At 71.6% G+C, this 16,216-nt stretch carries 14 protein-coding genes; 6 read left to right on the top strand and 8 right to left on the bottom strand.

The window, feature by feature from the left end; genetic code table 11:
• Positions 1 to 11 precede the first annotated feature (11 nt).
• The 4 genes from QE401_RS03755 to QE401_RS03740 form a co-directional block, all read right to left on the bottom strand.
• Complete coding sequence (locus QE401_RS03755; protein WP_307136926.1) at positions 12 to 806, bottom strand: polysaccharide deacetylase family protein; 795 nt, start codon at positions 804 to 806, stop codon at positions 12 to 14.
• A gap of 11 nt (positions 807 to 817) precedes the next feature.
• Positions 818 to 1,840, bottom strand: a complete 1,023-nt coding sequence (locus QE401_RS03750) for a YncE family protein (RefSeq protein WP_307136925.1) — start codon at positions 1,838 to 1,840, stop codon at positions 818 to 820.
• A 237-nt stretch (positions 1,841 to 2,077) separates the two neighbouring features.
• Complete coding sequence (locus tag QE401_RS03745; RefSeq protein ID WP_307136924.1) at positions 2,078 to 2,983, bottom strand: polysaccharide deacetylase family protein; 906 nt, start codon at positions 2,981 to 2,983, stop codon at positions 2,078 to 2,080.
• Positions 2,980 to 3,771, bottom strand: coding sequence for an SDR family NAD(P)-dependent oxidoreductase (locus QE401_RS03740; protein WP_307136923.1), 792 nt, complete (start codon positions 3,769 to 3,771; stop codon positions 2,980 to 2,982). Before QE401_RS03740 ends, QE401_RS03745 begins: the two co-directional genes overlap by 4 nt.
• Before the next feature lie 201 nt (positions 3,772 to 3,972).
• On the opposite strand from QE401_RS03740, the gene QE401_RS03735 reads away from it, so the two are divergent.
• Positions 3,973 to 5,040, top strand: a complete 1,068-nt coding sequence (locus tag QE401_RS03735) for an extracellular catalytic domain type 1 short-chain-length polyhydroxyalkanoate depolymerase (protein ID WP_307136922.1) — start codon at positions 3,973 to 3,975, stop codon at positions 5,038 to 5,040.
• 69 nt (positions 5,041 to 5,109) lie between these two features.
• On the opposite strand, the gene QE401_RS03730 is transcribed toward QE401_RS03735, so the two are convergent.
• Complete coding sequence (locus tag QE401_RS03730; RefSeq protein ID WP_307136921.1) at positions 5,110 to 6,273, bottom strand: M20 aminoacylase family protein; 1,164 nt, start codon at positions 6,271 to 6,273, stop codon at positions 5,110 to 5,112.
• Between the two features lie 79 nt (positions 6,274 to 6,352).
• The gene (locus QE401_RS03725; RefSeq protein WP_307136920.1) at positions 6,353 to 7,936 is read right to left on the bottom strand and encodes an ABC transporter substrate-binding protein; all 1,584 of its coding nucleotides are present in this window, start codon (positions 7,934 to 7,936) and stop codon (positions 6,353 to 6,355) included.
• Positions 7,937 to 8,108: 172 nt separating this feature from the next.
• Between QE401_RS03725 and QE401_RS03720 the strand changes: the two genes are divergently transcribed.
• From QE401_RS03720 to QE401_RS03700, 5 genes are all read left to right on the top strand, one after another.
• A complete protein-coding gene (locus QE401_RS03720; protein ID WP_307136919.1) occupies positions 8,109 to 9,314 on the top strand; it encodes an SGNH/GDSL hydrolase family protein in 1,206 nt (401 codons plus the stop codon).
• Positions 9,315 to 9,398: 84 nt separating this feature from the next.
• Entirely contained in the window at positions 9,399 to 10,016 is a 618-nt protein-coding gene (locus QE401_RS03715) for a flavin reductase family protein (protein ID WP_307136918.1), read from the top strand.
• Positions 10,017 to 10,163: 147 nt separating this feature from the next.
• Positions 10,164 to 10,823, top strand: a complete 660-nt coding sequence (locus QE401_RS03710; protein WP_307136917.1) for an SGNH/GDSL hydrolase family protein — start codon at positions 10,164 to 10,166, stop codon at positions 10,821 to 10,823.
• A gap of 68 nt (positions 10,824 to 10,891) precedes the next feature.
• On the top strand, positions 10,892 to 12,310 hold the full coding sequence (locus QE401_RS03705; RefSeq protein ID WP_307136916.1) for an MBOAT family O-acyltransferase: 1,419 nt from the start codon (positions 10,892 to 10,894) through the stop codon (positions 12,308 to 12,310).
• Between the two features lie 7 nt (positions 12,311 to 12,317).
• A complete protein-coding gene (locus tag QE401_RS03700; RefSeq protein ID WP_307136915.1) occupies positions 12,318 to 13,442 on the top strand; it encodes an alginate O-acetyltransferase AlgX-related protein in 1,125 nt (374 codons plus the stop codon).
• Between the two features lie 36 nt (positions 13,443 to 13,478).
• On the opposite strand, the gene QE401_RS03695 is transcribed toward QE401_RS03700, so the two are convergent.
• Together QE401_RS03695 and QE401_RS03690 are read right to left on the bottom strand one after the other, a co-directional pair.
• Positions 13,479 to 15,134, bottom strand: coding sequence for an alpha-amylase family glycosyl hydrolase (locus tag QE401_RS03695; protein ID WP_307136914.1), 1,656 nt, complete (start codon positions 15,132 to 15,134; stop codon positions 13,479 to 13,481).
• Positions 15,135 to 15,377: 243 nt separating this feature from the next.
• Positions 15,378 to 16,067, bottom strand: a complete 690-nt coding sequence (locus tag QE401_RS03690) for a CBS domain-containing protein (RefSeq protein ID WP_307136913.1) — start codon at positions 16,065 to 16,067, stop codon at positions 15,378 to 15,380.
• Positions 16,068 to 16,216 lie beyond the last annotated feature (149 nt).

The following is a 16,216-nucleotide window of genomic DNA, read 5'->3' as shown; positions in this document are numbered from 1 at the left end:
CGCCTCTCTCCTCAGATGCCGGTCTCGGGGAGCGTGGCGAAGCAGAAGCCACGCTCCAGCAGCCCGTCCAGCAGGGGCTCGAACACCTCGGCGAAGGGCTGGCGCCGGCTGCGCACGCCCCAATGCATGATCAGCACCTCGCCATCGCGGATCTGCCGCAGCGCCTGGGCCAGCAGCGCGGCATTGGGATGGGCGCTACTGTCCAGCTCGTCCCCCAGGAAACCGCGCGCCGTCCAGCCCTGGTGGCGCAGCCCGCAGGCGGACGCCAGGCGCAGCGCGTTGGGCGTGGTGCGGCCACCGGGCGCGCGCCATAGCGGCAGCACCCGCGCCTCCGGCGCCATGCGGCGCAGCGCCTCGATCGGGCGGGCGAGCTCGGCGCAGAGGCCAGGGCCATCCAGCGTCTCGGCGCCTTCGCCACGGCGGCGGGAGGCGTAGCGGACCCGCCCCGCCCCGGGATCGGCGCCGAAATACCAGTGCCGCCAGGTGTGGCTGGCGAAGGCATGGCCCTCGGCGGCGCGGGCGCGCCAGAACGGGGCCCAGGCTTCGTCCAGCGTGGTGCCGCCACGGAAATCCGGCTCATTGGCGACGAAGAGCGTGGCGCGCAGGCCGCGCGCCCGCAGCGCCGCGGCGATGCGCTCCGCCTCCCGCCCCCAGCCCGTGTCGATGGTCAGGTACAGCGTGCCGGCGCGGCAGCGGCCGACAGCGGGTGCTGCGGGCTGCGCCAGGGCGCCGGCGGCCGGGCCGGCAAGGCCAGCGCCCAGCGCGCCGGCCAGCAGGCGCCGCCGCTTCAGGAGCGTGCCGGACATGGCCACCGGCCTCAGTTGGTGGCGGGCGCGCGCAGCGCGGCGGCGGCGGCGTAGAGAATGCCGTGCGGCGAGCGGCCGGTGCGGATCACCTCGATCTTGCCGCTCTCCGGCTCGACCACCGCGACACGGCCGGTCCAGCGCAGCGTCGCCCAGATGCGGCCCTGCGGGTCGAAGCTGAGATCATCCGGCCCGCCCGGCACGCGCAGGCTGCGCACCACCTCCAGCGTGTTGGCGTCGATCAGGCTGATGCGGCTGTCGACGCGGCTGGTGGCGTAGATGATGTCGTTCTTCGGCCCCATGAACAGCGCATGCGCGCCGCGGCCGATGGTGATGCGGCGCTCGATGCTCTGGGTCTCGGGGTCGGCGACCGCGACATAGTCGCCGCCCATGATGCCGACCAGCAGCCGGTCCTTGTGCCAGATCACCCCCGCCGGCTCCGGCCCGATCTCCATCGTCCAGAGCGGCTCCAGCGTCTCCAGGCTGATCGCGGCCAGCAACCCGTTGCCCTGCAGGGTGACGTAGACGACCTTGTTGTCCGGCCGGAAGGCTAGGTGGCTCGGCATGTCGGGCATGGAGTGGCGCTTGCGCAGGCTCAGCGCCGCGCCGTCCCAGCCATAGATGTCCACCTGGTCGCGCCGCAGGCTGGTGATGACCAGGGTGCGCCCATCCGGGCTGAAGCCGAGATGGTAGGGGTTGGACAGCGCCTCCCGCCTGATCAGCTCGCCGGTCAGCGGGTTGAGGAACAGCATCTCATTGGCGCCGGAATCGCCCACCATCAGCGTGCTGCCATCCGGCGTCAGCGCCAGGTGGTGCACCTCGCGCAGCACCGGGATGCGGCGCTTTTCCTCCCGCGTGGCGGCGTCGAGGACGAGGATATTGGCCTCCCCCGAATTCAGCACGAAGACCAGGTCGCCCTCGCCCGAAGGGGTGGCGGCCGGGGCCGGGGCGGTCTGGGCGCGCAGCGCCGGCGGCAGCAGCACGGGCAGGGCGAGGCCCGGCAGCAGGGAGAGGGCGTGGCGACGGGTGAACCGCATGCGGCGAGGCTTTCGAGGCGCGACCTTGCGGCAGGGTAGCAGGCGCCGCCCCTGCGCCGCCAGCAGGGGGGGCGGGGAGGAGGGCGGCGCCTTCCTCCCGCTTGGGCTTATTGTCCCGCCCGGCCGCCCGGGCGCCAGTGCTTCCTGCGCCGCCCAGCGGGTTTTTCATGCCGTGGCCATGATCCGCCCGGCCAGGCTCAAGCCTGGCCGGGGGTCCCCGCCGGCCAGGCTGGCGCTTCAGCCGGCGCCGCGGCCGAATCGGCGCGGCTCGACCGGGGGCGGGATCTCGGCCGCCACGGCGAAGCGCCCGGCATTGACCGAACCGGCATGCCAGGCGGCGATCTCCCCGGCGGTCGCCACCCAGCAGGCGGGCTCGGCGGTGATGCGGGCCAGCAGCCTCTCCAGCAGCGCCAGGCGCTGGGCGCGGCCGGAAATCCAGTCATGCACCGTCAGCATCATCATCTGGCCGAGGCGGTGCAGCGCCTCCCATTCCTCCAGCCAGCTCTGCAGCACGGGGCCCGAGGGCCAGGGCGCGCCGCGATCGGCCGGCAGGGCGGAGAATTTGTAGAAGACCGCGTCGTCCAGCGCCCATTGCACCGGCAGCTCGACCACGCCTTCCACCTCATAGGGGTGGTCGAAGCCCATCAGCGAGCTGTCCCACAGGCCGTGGCGGCGCAGCTCGGCCAGCATGGGTTCGGTCATCTCCCAGGCGGGGGAGCGGAAGAGGCGCGGGCGCTGGCCGGTCTGGCGCCGGAACAGCGCGATCGAGGCGTCGAGGGCCTCGGCGAACTCGGCCTCGCTGCTCTGCCCGACGATCTCGTGGAACCAGCCATGCAGGCCGATCTCATGGCCGCGCGCCAGCAGGCCGGGCAGCAGGTCGGGATTGGCCTCGGCCACCGCGCCGGGGACGAAGAAGCTGCCGCGCACGCCGTAGCGGTCCAGCAGGTCGAGCATGCGCGGCAGGCCCTGGCGCAGGCCGAAGCGGCGGATCTCCAGCTGGCCCAGCCGACGCGCATCGCCCGGCTGCCGCTGGCCCCAGAGATAGGGCGCGTCCGAATCGACATCGACGCTGAAGCAGAAGGCGCTGCGCTTCCCCTCCGGCCAGACATAATCCGGCCGGGGGGCGAAGAGGGGCGTGCTCACAGCGCCGACTTCTTGTCCTGATAGACCGCCAGGCTGCCGATGGAATTGCCGCCATCGACGCTGAGCGTGGCGCCGGTGACATAGGCGGCGGCCGGGCTCGCCAGGTAGAACAGGGCGTTGGCGATGTCCTCGGCCGAGGTGCCGCGGCCGAGCGGGATATTGGCCGTGGTGGTCGCGACATGCGCGTCGGTCAGCGGGCTGGCGCTGCTGCCGGGAGCGAAGCCGGGCTCCAGCGCGTTCACGCGGATGCCGTATTCGGCCAGCTCGATGGCGAAGCCCTTGGTCAGCCGGTCCAGCGCCGTCTTGGAGACGCAATAGGGCGCGACCGAGCGGCGCATCTTGCGCGAGGCGCCGGAGGAGATGTTGACCACATTACCCTTCACGCCCTTCGCCACCATCTGCCGCGCCAGGGCGCGGGTCAGGATGAAGGGCGCGCGCAGATTGATGTCCATGATGCGGTCCCATTCGGCCGCGTCGATGTCGAGCAGGAAGCCGCTCGGGTAGATGCCGGCATTGTTGACCAGCACATCGGCCGCGCCCCAGCGGGTGCCGATCTGCTCCGCCAGCGCCTCGATCGCCGCGGCGTCGCGCAGATCGGCGGGTTGGGCGAAGCCGCCCTCGCCCAGCGCGGTCGCGGCGGCGAGCGCCTCGAGCGCCGTGGCATTGGCGTCGGTCAGGCAGAGGATGGCGCCGGCCTCGGCGAAGCTCTGCACGATCCAGCGGCCGATCACGCCGCAGGCCCCGGTGACCACGACACGCTTGCCGCGCAGCTGCTGAGCGAAATCCATCCTGCCATTCCTCCTGCCGAAACCGGCTTTCCTGCTATCCGAGGATGCGGGGGCTGCAAACCCTCCCCCGGCGGTTACCTTTTCTCCATGCGCGCCGAGGGCAAGGCTGCCGCCCGAAATCCCCTGTGACCTTTGCTGCGCCGCAGCGTTATGATGTTGCGGCGCAGCATGAGATGGTCTGCGCGATGGAAAGGGCCTGCCTTGGCTGACATCCTGAACGGGCTGGACGAGATGATCCGGCTGCGCCAGCGCTGGTCACGGCTGATGGGTGGCGAGGCGGCCGAGCTGCCCCCGCTGCCCGACCACCTGACCGAGCTGACGGATTTCGGCAGCAATCCCGGCCAGCTGCGCCTGCTGGAATACCGCCCCGCCGGGCTGCCGCAGGGCGCGCCGCTGGTGGTGGCGCTGCATGGCTGCACCCAGGATGCCGCCGGCTATGAGCGCGGCTGCGGCTGGTCCGCCATGGCGGAGCGGCTGGGCTTCGCGCTGCTGCTGCCGGAGCAGCGGCGGGAGAACAACAGCCATCTCTGCTTCAACTGGTTCGAGCTGGCCGATGTGACGCGCGGCGCGGGCGAGGTCGCCTCGATCCAGCAGGGGGTGGAGGCGATGCTGCAGCGCCACGCGCTGGACCGGCGGCGCGTCTACATCACCGGCCTGTCGGCGGGGGGCGCCATGAGTGTCGCCATGCTGGCGGCCTATCCGGAGGTGTTCGCCGGCGGGGCGGTGCTGGCCGGGCTGCCCTATGGCGCGGCGCGCAGCGCGGGCCAGGCGCTGGACGCCATGTTCCACCCGGCCAGCCGCCCGGCGGAGGAGCGGGCGGCGGCGGTGCGGGCGGCCTCGCCGCATCGCGGGGCCTGGCCGGTGCTGTCGGTCTGGCAGGGGCTGGCGGATGAGACGGTGGCCCCGGGCAATGCCGATGAGCTGGTGAAGCAATGGGCGGCGCTGCACGGGCTGGATCCGACCCAGCCGGATGAGCTGGCGCAGGAGGAGGTGTTCACCCGCCGCCGCTGGCGCGACGCGGCGGGCCGGCTGGCGCTGGAGTCGCATGCGGTGCCGGGGCTGGCGCATGGCGTGCCGCTGGATGCGGCGCGGCTGGGCGAGGCCGGGCCGCATCTGCTGGATGTCGGCCTGTCCTCCACCCATGCCATCCTGGAATTCTGGGGCCTGGAGGCGCCGCGCGACCGCGCCTTCGAGGTGAATGCGCAGGGCGAGGCGCAGGAGGTCTCCCCCTGGCGCCGCGCGCTGCGCCTGGCCGGGCTGCATCGGTAACGCAGGGCGGGGTCCGGGGGACCCTGTCCCCCCGGCGGGGTCCAGGGGCAGCGCCCCTGGATCCTTTGATTACTCCTTGGTCCCCAGCGCCTTCCGCGCCACCTGCACATAGAGCGCCGCGCCGTAGGGGATGGCCTCGTCATTGAAGTTGTAATGCGGGTTGTGCGCCGAGGCGCCCGGCCCGTTGCCGACATGGATATAGGCGCCGGGCACCTTCTCCAGCATGAAGGAGAAATCCTCCGAGCCCATCACCGGCTCGCGGTTGCGGTTCACCTTGTCCTCGCCCACGAGTTCGGCGGCGGCATCGGCCAGCGCGGTGGTGGCGCTCGGATCGTTGATGGTGGGCGCGAAGATCAGGCGGAAATCCAGCTCCGCCGTGGCGCCGAAGCCGGCGGCGATGCCCTCGGCCACGCGCTTCAGCCCTTCCTCGATCTGCTGCGCCACCTCCTTGCTGAAGAAGCGGGCGGTGCCGGACAGCGTCGCGCTTTGCGGGATGACGTTGTAGGCGTCGCCGCCGGTCACCTTGGTGACGCTGACCACCGCGGTCTCGCGCGGGGAGATGTTGCGCGAGACGATGGATTGCAGCGCGGCGGCGATATGGCAGGCGGTCAGCACCGGATCGATGCTGACTTCCGGCCGCGCGCCATGCGAGCCCTTGCCGTGCACGGTGATGTCGAAGAAGGCGCCGCCGGCCATGAAGGGCCCCGCGCCGATGGCGTATTGCCCGACATCGAGGCCGGTCGCGTTGTGCATGCCGAACAGCGTGTCGCAGGGGAAACGCTCCAGCAGCCCGTCCTCCAGCATGGCGAGCGCCCCGCCGACCCCTTCCTCGCCGGGCTGGAAGATCAGGTTCACGGTGCCGTCGAAATCGCGGGTCTCCGCCAGGCAGCGGGCGGCGCCCAGCAGCATGGCGGTGTGGCCGTCATGGCCGCAGGCATGCATCTTGCCCGACACGGTCGAGGCATAGGGCAGCCCCGTCATCTCCTGCATCGGCAGCGCGTCCATATCGGCGCGCAGGCCGACCGCGCGGTTGCCCGGCCGGCCGCGCACCACGCCGACGACGCCGGTGCGGCCGATGCCGCGATGCACCTCGATGCCCCAGCTTTCCAGCTTCTCGGCGACGATGGCGGCGGTGCGGTGCTCCTCCAGCCCCAGCTCCGGATGGGCGTGCAGATCCTGGCGCAGCGCGGTCAGCTCGTCATGGTAGCGGCGGATATGGTCGAGGGTGCTCATCGGTCTCGCATTCTCCAGTCGGGCGGGGGCGGGCGGGCCCGCCCCCCTTCGCGTCCTTGGCCGGCCAGTTAAGGGCGGTTCAGGCGCGGCGGATACCCCAGAAGACGAACATGCCGTCCGGCACCTGGGTCAGGCTGCGGCGATAGGCGGTCTTGTAGAAATACTGGCCGGTCGGGATGAAGGGCACTTCCTGCATCGCCACCTTCTGCAGCTCGGCCGCGATGCGCTGCTGGGCCGGCACGTCGGGCGCCTCCAGCCAGGCGTCGCGCAGCTCCTCGATGCGGGGGATGTCGGGCCAGCCGAAGAAGCCGCGCTCGCCATTGCAGCGCAGCACCTGGGTGACCACCGGGTTGATCATGTCGAGCCCGGCCCAGGTGGTGTTGAAGATGTTCCAGCCGCCCTGGTCGGGCGGCGCCTTGCTGGCGCGGCGCTGCACCAGCGTGCCCCAGTCGGACACCGCCGGCTCCACATTCATCCCCAGCCGCCGCAGCGTGTCGAGGCAGACCTCGCCGATGCCGGCCAGCGCCGCCTGGTCGGTCGGGATCATCAGCACCACACGCTCGCCCTTGTAGCCGGCCTCGACCAGGGCCCGCTTCAGCGTCTCGATGTCGCGACGGTTGGTGATGGGGCCGAGATCGGCCTCGCTCGCCATCGGCGTGCCGGGGGTGAAGAGGCCGACGCCGCTGCGGCGGAGCTGCGGGTCGGTGCCCGCCGCCGCCATCATGCAATCCTCCTGCGACATCGCCTCCATCACCACCCGCCGCACCGCCGCCTTGTCGAAGGGCGCGTGCAGATGGTTGAAGATGCCGGTGCCGATGGTGCCGAGCGGGGTGCCCAGCTGCGTCGCGATGTTGCGGCTGCGCTCCAGCACCGGCAGCAGGTCGTTGGGCGGGTTCTCCCACCAATCGACCTCGCCATTGGTCAGCGCCGCGGCGGCGGTCGCCGGGTCCGGCATGACATGCCATTCGACGCGGTCGAACTGCACCTGCTTGGGCCCCGAGGCCCAGGAGACGGCGCCGCCCTCGCGCGGGCGGTAGCGGTCGAATTTCTCATAGACGACGCGGGCGCCGACCACCCGCTCATCCGCCTTCCAGCGGAAGGGGCCGGAGCCGATGATCTCCGGGATCGGCCGCGTCGCCTCGGTGGCCGCCAGGCGCTCGGGCATGATGAACAGGGCGGAGGGGCCGATCTTGGCCAGGGTGTCCAGCATGGCGCCATAGGGGCGCTTCAGGCGGATGACGAAGCTGCGGTCATCCGGCGCGCTCATCTCGTCGAGGCGCGCCAGCAGCGCCTGGCCCAGCGCGTCGCGCTGCGCCCAGCGGCGGATGGAGGCGATGCAGTCGCGGCCGCGCACCGGCTCGCCATCATGGAAGACTAGGCCTTCGCGCAGGCGGAAGGTCCAGCGCTTGCCATCCTCCTCGACCGTGTGGCCCTCCACCATCTGCGGCTGCGCCCGCAGGTCGGAATCGAGGGCGTAGAGCTGGTCCCAGATCATCAGCCCATGGGTGCGGGTGATGTAGGCCGTGGTCATCACCGGGTCGGTGACGGTGAGGTCGGTCTGCGGCACGTATTTCAGCACCCGCGCGGCGGCGGGCTGCGCGAGCGAGGGCCGGGGCAGCATCGTGGCGGCGGCGGTGCCGGCCAGGAAGGAACGGCGAAGCATCGGGGCCTGTCTCCTCGAAGGGAACCAGGACTGGCGCGGGGCGTCTCGGCGCGCCCCTCGGCTGCAGCAAACACCGCGGCGGCGGCGGCGGCAAGCCGGCAGCGCGGGCGGCGCCGGCCCCGCTGCCGCCGGTTTGGCTTGACCGCGGGCCGCGACGCCGCAAAGTCGCCGCATGACCGCGCCCGACGCCCCGACGCCCGTGACCGACGCCCCCTCCCCCGCCGCCGCCACGGCCGCCGCCGCGCCGGCCGCGGAGGCCAGGCCGCGCATCGCCGTCATCGGCACCTCGAACAGCGTCGCCGCCGGCGGCTGGGCCCGGGTGCTGCAGCAGGCGGAGACGCTGCAGGCCGCCAACTACTCGCTGGGCTTCTGCTCCTCCGACCTGTTCGCCTTCCGGCAGGAGGAGATCGATTTTTCTGGCCTCGACCTGTGCCTGATCGATTTCGCCTGCAATGACGGCACGCTGCTGGCCAGCGGCGCGCATGGCGCGCGGCAGGTGGAGGCGGCGCTGACCGCCATGGTCTCGCGCATCACCCGCGAGGGCTGCCTGCCGGTGCTGGTGCTGCTGCCGGTCGAGTCCTTCCGCCCCGATGGCCGGCGCATCGCCGCCCTGTACCGCAGCCTCGCCGAGAAATACGCCCTGCCCTTCTTCGACGGCTATGCCTGGCTGGAGCGGCTGGCGGTCGACCCCGGTATGCAGGGGGTGCGGCTGTTCAAGGACAATATGCATCTGGACAACCCGGTCTCGGTGCAGCTCGGCCAGATGCTGTCGGACCTGCTGCCCGCCCTGGCGCGGCAGCGCGACCTCTCGGCCGGGACGCGCAGCCTGGCGGGGTTCGAGTATCGCTACATCCCGGCCGGCCCGGCCATCCGGCGGGAGTTCCGCCGCACCCGGCGGCAGACGGCGCTGATCGGCGTCGACCTGGTGGAGATCGACCGTGAGACGGGGGCGGATTTCCACCTGCCCGCCGGCTGGGAGGCGACCGGGATGGTGGCCGATTTCGGCCATAGCCACGCGCTGCTGACCGTCTCCGGCAGCCGCAGCGTGCGGCTGCATGTGGCCTCCAAGCATGATGGCGCGCCGGGCGACAAGCTGGTGCTGGGCATCTGGCCGCTGCCGCAGCCGGTGCCGGAGATGGGCGGCTTCCTGCGGCTGACCGTGGGCCGCGGCCGGCACTGGGACGTCACCACCGACCACAGCGTGGGCCCGCTGGCCGAGGATGCGGCGCCGCGCCTGGCGCTGGCCGGGCTGGTGGCGCGCCGGCGCGAGGCGAAGCTGCCCTGGCGCCGGCTGCTGCCGGCGGCGCTGGACCTGGCCGCGCGCATCCCGGAGGCGCGCATGGCCGCGGCCCGCCGGCTGCTGAGCGGCGAGGCCTGACGCCGCCCGGCCCGGGCCGCTCCCCCCTCGACAAGCGGCGGCGGCGCTGGCTTGCTGGCGCCTGAAACGCCCCAGGGGAAAGCCATGGACCAGGACACCTATTTCTACGACCCGCGCCAGGGCCATGGCCTGCCGCATGACCCGTTCAAGGCGATGCTGGCGCCGCGGCCGATCGGCTGGATCACCAGCATCGACGGGCAGGGCCGGGTCAACCTGGCGCCCTACTCCTTCTTCAACGGCTTCCACGGCAACCCGCCGATCGTCGGCTTCGCCAGCGAGGGCCGCAAGGACAGCGTGCTGAATGTCGAGGAGACGGGCGAATTCGTCTGCAACCTCGTCTCCCGCGAGCTGGCCGAGGCGATGAACGAGACCTGCGCGCCGCTGCCGCATGGCCAGAACGAGATGGAGCGCGCCGGGCTGGAAGCCGCGCCCTCCACCCTGGTGCGGCCGCCGCGGGTGGCGCGCGCCCCTGCCGCCTTCGAATGCAAGCTGACCCAGGTGGTGCGGCTGAAGAACATCGACGGCCAGGACCTGCCCGGCTGGCTGCTGCTCGGCCAGGTGATCGGCGTGCATATCCGTCGCGAATTCCTGCGCGACGGGCGGTTCGACACGCTGGCGGCGCGGCCCGTGGCGCGCTGCGGCTATCGCGGAGACTATGCCGAGGTGACCAGCCTGTTCGAGATGCTGCGCCCCACCGCCTGAGGGCGGCGCAGAAAGAGACGCTCCAGCACGGAAAAGCTGACGCTTGGCAAACAAACGCGGCTTTTTGAGCCAACCCGGAACGGTTACACTCGTTGCCCAGGGGGGCGGCGGACGCCCCTGCCCTCTCCACAGCGCATAGGTTTTCCGATGCAGTCCTTGCTCGCCGGCCTCTCCCTGCTGATCCTGGGCGACAGCCATTTCGCCTCGCAGGGCTATCTGATCACGACGCTGCAGGACCAGCTGGTGCAGCAGGGCGCGCGCGTCGCCACCTTCGCCGCCTGCGGCTCCCCCGCCAGCGTCTTCCTCAGCGCCCGCGTCGCCTCCTGCGGCACGGCGCAGCGCATCCAGTCCGGCCCGGTCGAGACCCATCGCGGCCCCGATGCCCGCACCACCCCGCTGCCGCAGCTGGTGCAGCAATACCGCCCGAACCTGATCATCGTCGCCATGGGCGACACCATGGCGGGCTATGTGCGGCGCGAGCTGCCGGCCGACAGCGTGCGGGAGGAGGTGACGGCGCTGACCGACCAGATCCGCGCCATGAACCTGCCCTGCGTCTGGATCGGCCCGAGCTGGGGCACCGAGGGCGGGCCCTTCATGAAGACCTATGCGCGGGTGCAGCAGATGTCGCAGCTGCTCTCGACCATCGTCGCGCCCTGCACCTATGTCGATTCGACCAAGCTGTCGCAGCCCGGCCAGTGGCCGACCTTCGACGGCCAGCACTACACGGTGGATGGCTACCGCGCCTATGGCCAGGCGCTGGCCACGACGCTGGCCCAGCTGCCGCAGCTGCGCGAGATCCGCCGCTGATCCGCGGCTGAGGCAACCGGGACGAGGGGGGTGGCGATGCAGCCTGCGCGCGGCGGGGTGAGGCAGGCATGATCTTCGCCTCCTTCGAGTTCCTTTGCCTGTTCCTGCCGCTGTTCTTCGCGGTCTATTTCGCCACCCCCACAGGCTGGCGCAACGCACCGGTGCTGGTGCTCTCCTGGGCCTTCTACGCTTGGTGGCGCATCGACTTCCTGGCGCTGCTGCTCGGCGTCACGCTGTTCACCTTCTTCACCGCCCGGGCGATGGAGCGCGTCGGCGCCCAGACGCTGCGCGGCAAGCGGCTGATGCAGTTCGGCCTGGTCGGCAATCTCGCCGTGCTGGGCTGGTTCAAATACGCCAATTTCGGCGTCGACAGCCTGAACGCGGTGCTGGACGGCATCGGCCTCGGCCGCATCGGCTGGGCCGAGATCGTGCTGCCGATCGGCCTCTCCTTCTACGTGCTGCAATCGGTCAGCTACCTGGTCGATGTGCGGCGCGGCACGGTGCCGGTCAGCCACAGCTTCCTGCGCTACGCCACCTACAAGGCGATCTTCTCCCAGCTCATCGCCGGCCCGATCGTGCGCTATGCCGAGATCGCCGACGATCTGAAGCACCGCACCCATTCCCTGGCGCAGTTCGGCATGGGCGCGCGGCGCTTCATGATCGGCTTCGCCATGAAGGTGATCATCGCCGACACGCTGAGCCCGATGGTGGATGCCATCTTCCGGCTGGAGGCGCCGACCCTGGCCGATGCCTGGGCGGGCGCCATCGCCTACACGCTGCAGCTCTATTTCGACTTCGCCGGCTATTCGGCGATGGCGATCGGGCTGGCGCTGATGATCGGCTTCCGCTTCCCGGAAAACTTCGACAATCCCTATCTCGCCGGCTCGATCCAGAATTTCTGGCAGCGCTGGCACATGACGCTGTCGCGCTTCCTGCGCGACTATCTCTACATCCCCTTCGGCGGCAGCCGGCGCGGCGCCGGGCGCACCTATCTCAACCTGTTCCTGACCATGCTGATCGGCGGCTTCTGGCATGGCGCCAACTGGACCTTCCTGATCTGGGGCGCCTGGCAGGGCGGGCTGCTGGCGCTGCACCGCTACTGGAGCCATGGCGGCCGCGCCATGCCCTGGATCGCCGGCCATGCGCTGACGCTGCTCGCCGTCATCCTGGGCTGGGTGGTGTTCCGGGCGGCCAATCTGGAGGAGGCGCTGCGCGTCTATGCCGGCATGCTGGGCGCCCATGGCACCGGGCTCAGCGACGCGCTGGCCTGGCAGGTAACGCCGGACCAGTGGGGCACCATCCTCATCGGCATCCTGCTGGTCTACCTGCCGCTGGCGCGCGACCGCCTGCCCTTCCTGCGCCCGGCGGCGGAGCTGTCGGCCTTCTGGCGCCCCTTCTGGGCGATCGGGCCGCTGTGCGCCTTCCTGCTCGGCATCGTGCTGCTCTACAGCCGCGCCGCCGTGCCCTTCCTGTATTTCCAGTTCTGAGGCCGCCATGACCGAGCCACGCTGGATGCATCGCGCCGCCCTGCTGCAGGGGGCGGCCGCCGTGCTGCTGCTGGGGCTCGGCGCCTGGCAGGGCATCGCCGCGCTGTCGACCCGCCAGGCCGAGGCGCGGCTGCGGTCGGTGATGACCTCCGAGGCCTTCCTCGATGGCCGGCTGACCGGCGCGGTGAACCATGTGCTGGCGCATCTGCTGCCGGCGGATGCCACGCTGCGCGCGGCCGGCGGGCTGTTCCGCTGGGGGCTGTTCGGCTCCGGCGGGCCGCAGCTGCGCGTCGGCTGCGATGACTGGCTCTATCTGACCGAGGAGCTGCGCCCCTGGCCGCAGCCCCAGGCCGACATGCAGGCCCGCGCCGAGGGGCTGGCGCGCGCCGCCCGCGCCCTGGCGCAGCGCGACATCACGCTGATGGTGGCCGTGGTGCCGGACAAGGCGCGGCGCCACCCGGAGCATCTCTGCGGCGCGCCCTGGTCGGGCCAGGCGCGCGGGCGGCATGACCGCTTCATGGCGCTGCTGCAGGCGCAGGGGCTGAACGCGCTGTCGCTGCTGCCGGCGCTGCGCGGCGTCGACCCCGCCTATTACCGCACCGACACGCATTGGAACCAGGAGGGCGCGGCGGCCGCGGCGGCGGCCATCGCCGCCAGCGTGCCGCCGCGCGCCGGCCTCACGCGCGAGCAGCGCTTCGCCACCACCCTGGCGGATAGCGACAGCAACGGACCGGGCGATCTGCTGCGGCTGATGAGCCTGGAGAACATGCCCGACCCCTTCCGCCCGCACCCCGATCGCGAGCGCCGCGCCACCACCACGCCGCTGGAGGGCAGCGCGCCCGCGGGCGGCGGCGGGCTGCTGGACGAGACGCCGGCGCCGGAAGTGGTGCTGCTCGGCTCCTCCTACTCGCTGAACGGCAATTTCCTGGGCGCGCTGCAGCAGGCGCTGGACAGCACGGTGATCAGCTTCGCCCAGGCCGGCGGCGGCTTCAGCGGCGCGGCGACCAACTACTTCGCCAGCGAGGCCTTCCGCGACACGCCGCCCAAGCTGATCATCTGGGAGATGCCGGAGCGGGTCATCGCCCAGCCGCTCTCCGAGGAGGAGCAGGCGCTGCTGCGCCGCTGGAACTAGCCCGCCGCGCCCCGCAGGGCGCGGCGGAGCGCCGCCTCACATCGCCGAATAGGCCGGCATGCGGGTATTCACCGGATCCAGCTCACCCATCAGCACGCCATAGGGCGGCAGCGTGGCCAGGCCGTTGCGCAGCTCCAGCCCCTCGCTGCTGCCATCGGCCAGCAGGGTCAGGCTGGAGACCGGGCAGCGCACCGGCGCATCCGACAGGTTGAACAGCGCGATCACCCGCTGCCCGGCATAGTCGCGCACCAGCCCGACCAGCGGCGCCGGCAGGTCCAGCACCTTCATGCCGCCGCGCAGCAGGGCGGGATGGGCGCGGCGCAGCGCCAGCAGCCGGCGCCAGGCATGCAGCAGGCTGTCGGAATCCTCCTCCTGCCGGTCCACCGCCAGGGCGTGGTGCGCGGCCGGCACCGGCAGCCAGGGCTCACCGCTGGAGAAGCCGGCCTGCGGCGCCCCGCCCGCCCAGGGCATCGGGGTGCGGCTGCCATCGCGGCCCTTGAATTCCGGCCAATAGGTCAGGCCGAAGGGGTCGCGCACCTGGGCCAGCGTCAGCTCGGCCTCGGGCAGGCCCAGCTCCTCCCCCTGGTAGAGGCAGACGCTGCCGCGCAGCGACAGCAGCAGCGACGCCAGCAGCCGGGCGAAGCGCGGATCGGCCGGTGCCTCCCGCCCGGCCGGGTTCCAGCGCGTCACCGCCCGCTCGACATCATGATTGGAGAAGGACCAGCAGGGCCAGCCCTCGCGCTCCGTGCCGCCTTCCGCCGCCTCCAGCAGGCTGCGCACCGCCGCATGGTCGAAGCCGCCGCGCAGCGGGCGCAGCGTATAGGCCATGTGCAGCAGCTCCTCGCCGCTGCTGTAGCGCAGCACGCGCTCGAAGGCGCCGTCCTGGCTGGAGACCTCGCCCAGCGTCACCGCGCCATAGCGGTCGGTCAGCGCGCGGATGCGACGCAGGATCTCGAGGATCTGCGGATGCATCATGTCGTGCTGGTGCCATTGCAGGCCGAACAGCTTGGCCGGCACCGCGCCCCCCGGCGCGGGGCGCGCGGCATTGCTGCGCAGCTCCGGGTCATGCGCCAGGAAATCCACCGCATCCAGGCGGAAGCCGTCGACGCCGCGCTTCAGCCAGAACTCGCCCACCGCCAGCAGCGCCTCCAGCGCCGCCGGGTTGGCCAGGTTCAGGCTGGGCTGGCTGGAGAGGAAATGGTGCAGGTAGTATTGCCGCCGGCGCGGCTCCCAGCTCCAGGCGGAGCCGCCGAAGACGCTCAGCCAGTTGTTGGGCGGGGTGCCATCCGGGCTCGGATCGGCCCAGACATACCAATCGGCCTCCGGCGCCTCATGCCCGGTGCGGCTGCGGCGGAACCAGGGATGCGCGTCCGAGGTATGGCCGCCCACCAGATCCACCAGCACCTTCAGCCCCAGCGCATGGGCGCGCTCCAGCAGCCGGTCGACATCCTCGAGGCTGCCGAAGAGCGGGTCCACCGCCAGATGGTCGGACACGTCATAGCCGAAATCGCGCCCCGGCGAGGCGTAGAAGGGGCAGATCCAGACCGCATCGACGCCAAGGCGGGCGATATGCTCGAGCCGCGCCTCGATCCCCTTCAGATCGCCGATGCCATCGCCGTCGCTATCGGCGAAACTGCGCGGATACACCTGGTACAACACCGCGCCACGCCACCAATCGGCCCCCGCTACCATCCGCTATTCCTCCTGCGGCTTTGCGCTTCCCCCCGCGAGATCTTTAGTCTCGCGTTTTCGTGATATCATTAGGCCAGCGAAAACGGGCGGGAATCTGGCAAGCCCGGGGTCTTTCCGCGACAGAGTGTCACGAAGAATCCACAGGCGCGGTTAACGGGCGCGGGGAATCCAGGCGGCCGCGGCACCCTTGCGGGCACCGCGGCAGAGTCTGAAAGCTTCAGAAACAGGTTCTTGCGCGCCGTTTCAATCGGCCGGCAGCAGGGCGGGGGACGGGCTCAGCTCCAGCTTCACCCCGCGCACCCCGGGCACGCCCTCGGCCAGCACGCGCAGCGCCCGCTCCACCGCCGGCGAGCGGCAGAAGCCGTGGAAGGTGACGATGCCGCGCTCCACCGTCGCGAAGACATAGAAGGCATCGACCCAGGGCTGCTGCCACAGCGCCTTGCTGATGCGGGCGCGGATCTCCTCATCCGGCGTGTCGGCCGCCGCACTGGCCGGCGGCGCCAGCATGGCGCGCATCAGGTCGGCGCGCGACAGCAGCCCGGCCAGCCGCCCGTCGCGCAGCACCGGCAGGCGGCGGATGCGGTGCCGCTCCAGCAGCGCGGCCGCCTCCTCCACCGGCATCTCCGGCGTGGCGGTGACCAGCTCCGTGCTCATCACATCCTGGGCGTGGCGGCCATGGATGCGGGCGAACTCCTCCGCCTGGCGCGGCGCGCTGTCCAGCAGGCGCTGGTACCAGGGGCGCGGCCGCCCGGCCGGCGCGGCCAGGCGGCGCAGCATGTCGCCCTCGGTGACCAGGCCGAGCAGCCGGCCCTCGCCATCCGTCACCGGCACGCCGGAGACCCCCCGCTCGGCGAAGAGCGCGGCCAGCGTGGCCACCGGGGTGGTGGGCGGCACGGTCAGCACCGCCCGGGTCATCACGTCCTGAACCTGCATGGCGTCCTCCTTCATCCCGGTTGATTCCAGGAGGGCCAGGATGCCGGCCGGGCCGGCCAGCGGCCTTGACCCAGATCAAATATATGAAGGCCATGTCATGTTTCGCAGGGTGGCGATACCATGCCGGCCCTTGACCAAGCGCTCACCCA

The sequence above is a fragment of the Pseudoroseomonas cervicalis genome (assembly GCF_030818485.1).
In the GTDB taxonomy this organism is placed as follows: Bacteria; Pseudomonadota; Alphaproteobacteria; order Acetobacterales; family Acetobacteraceae; genus Pseudoroseomonas; species Pseudoroseomonas cervicalis_A.
Note: the sequence above shows the minus strand (reverse complement) of the source record. Positions and strands in the feature narration are given on the sequence as shown.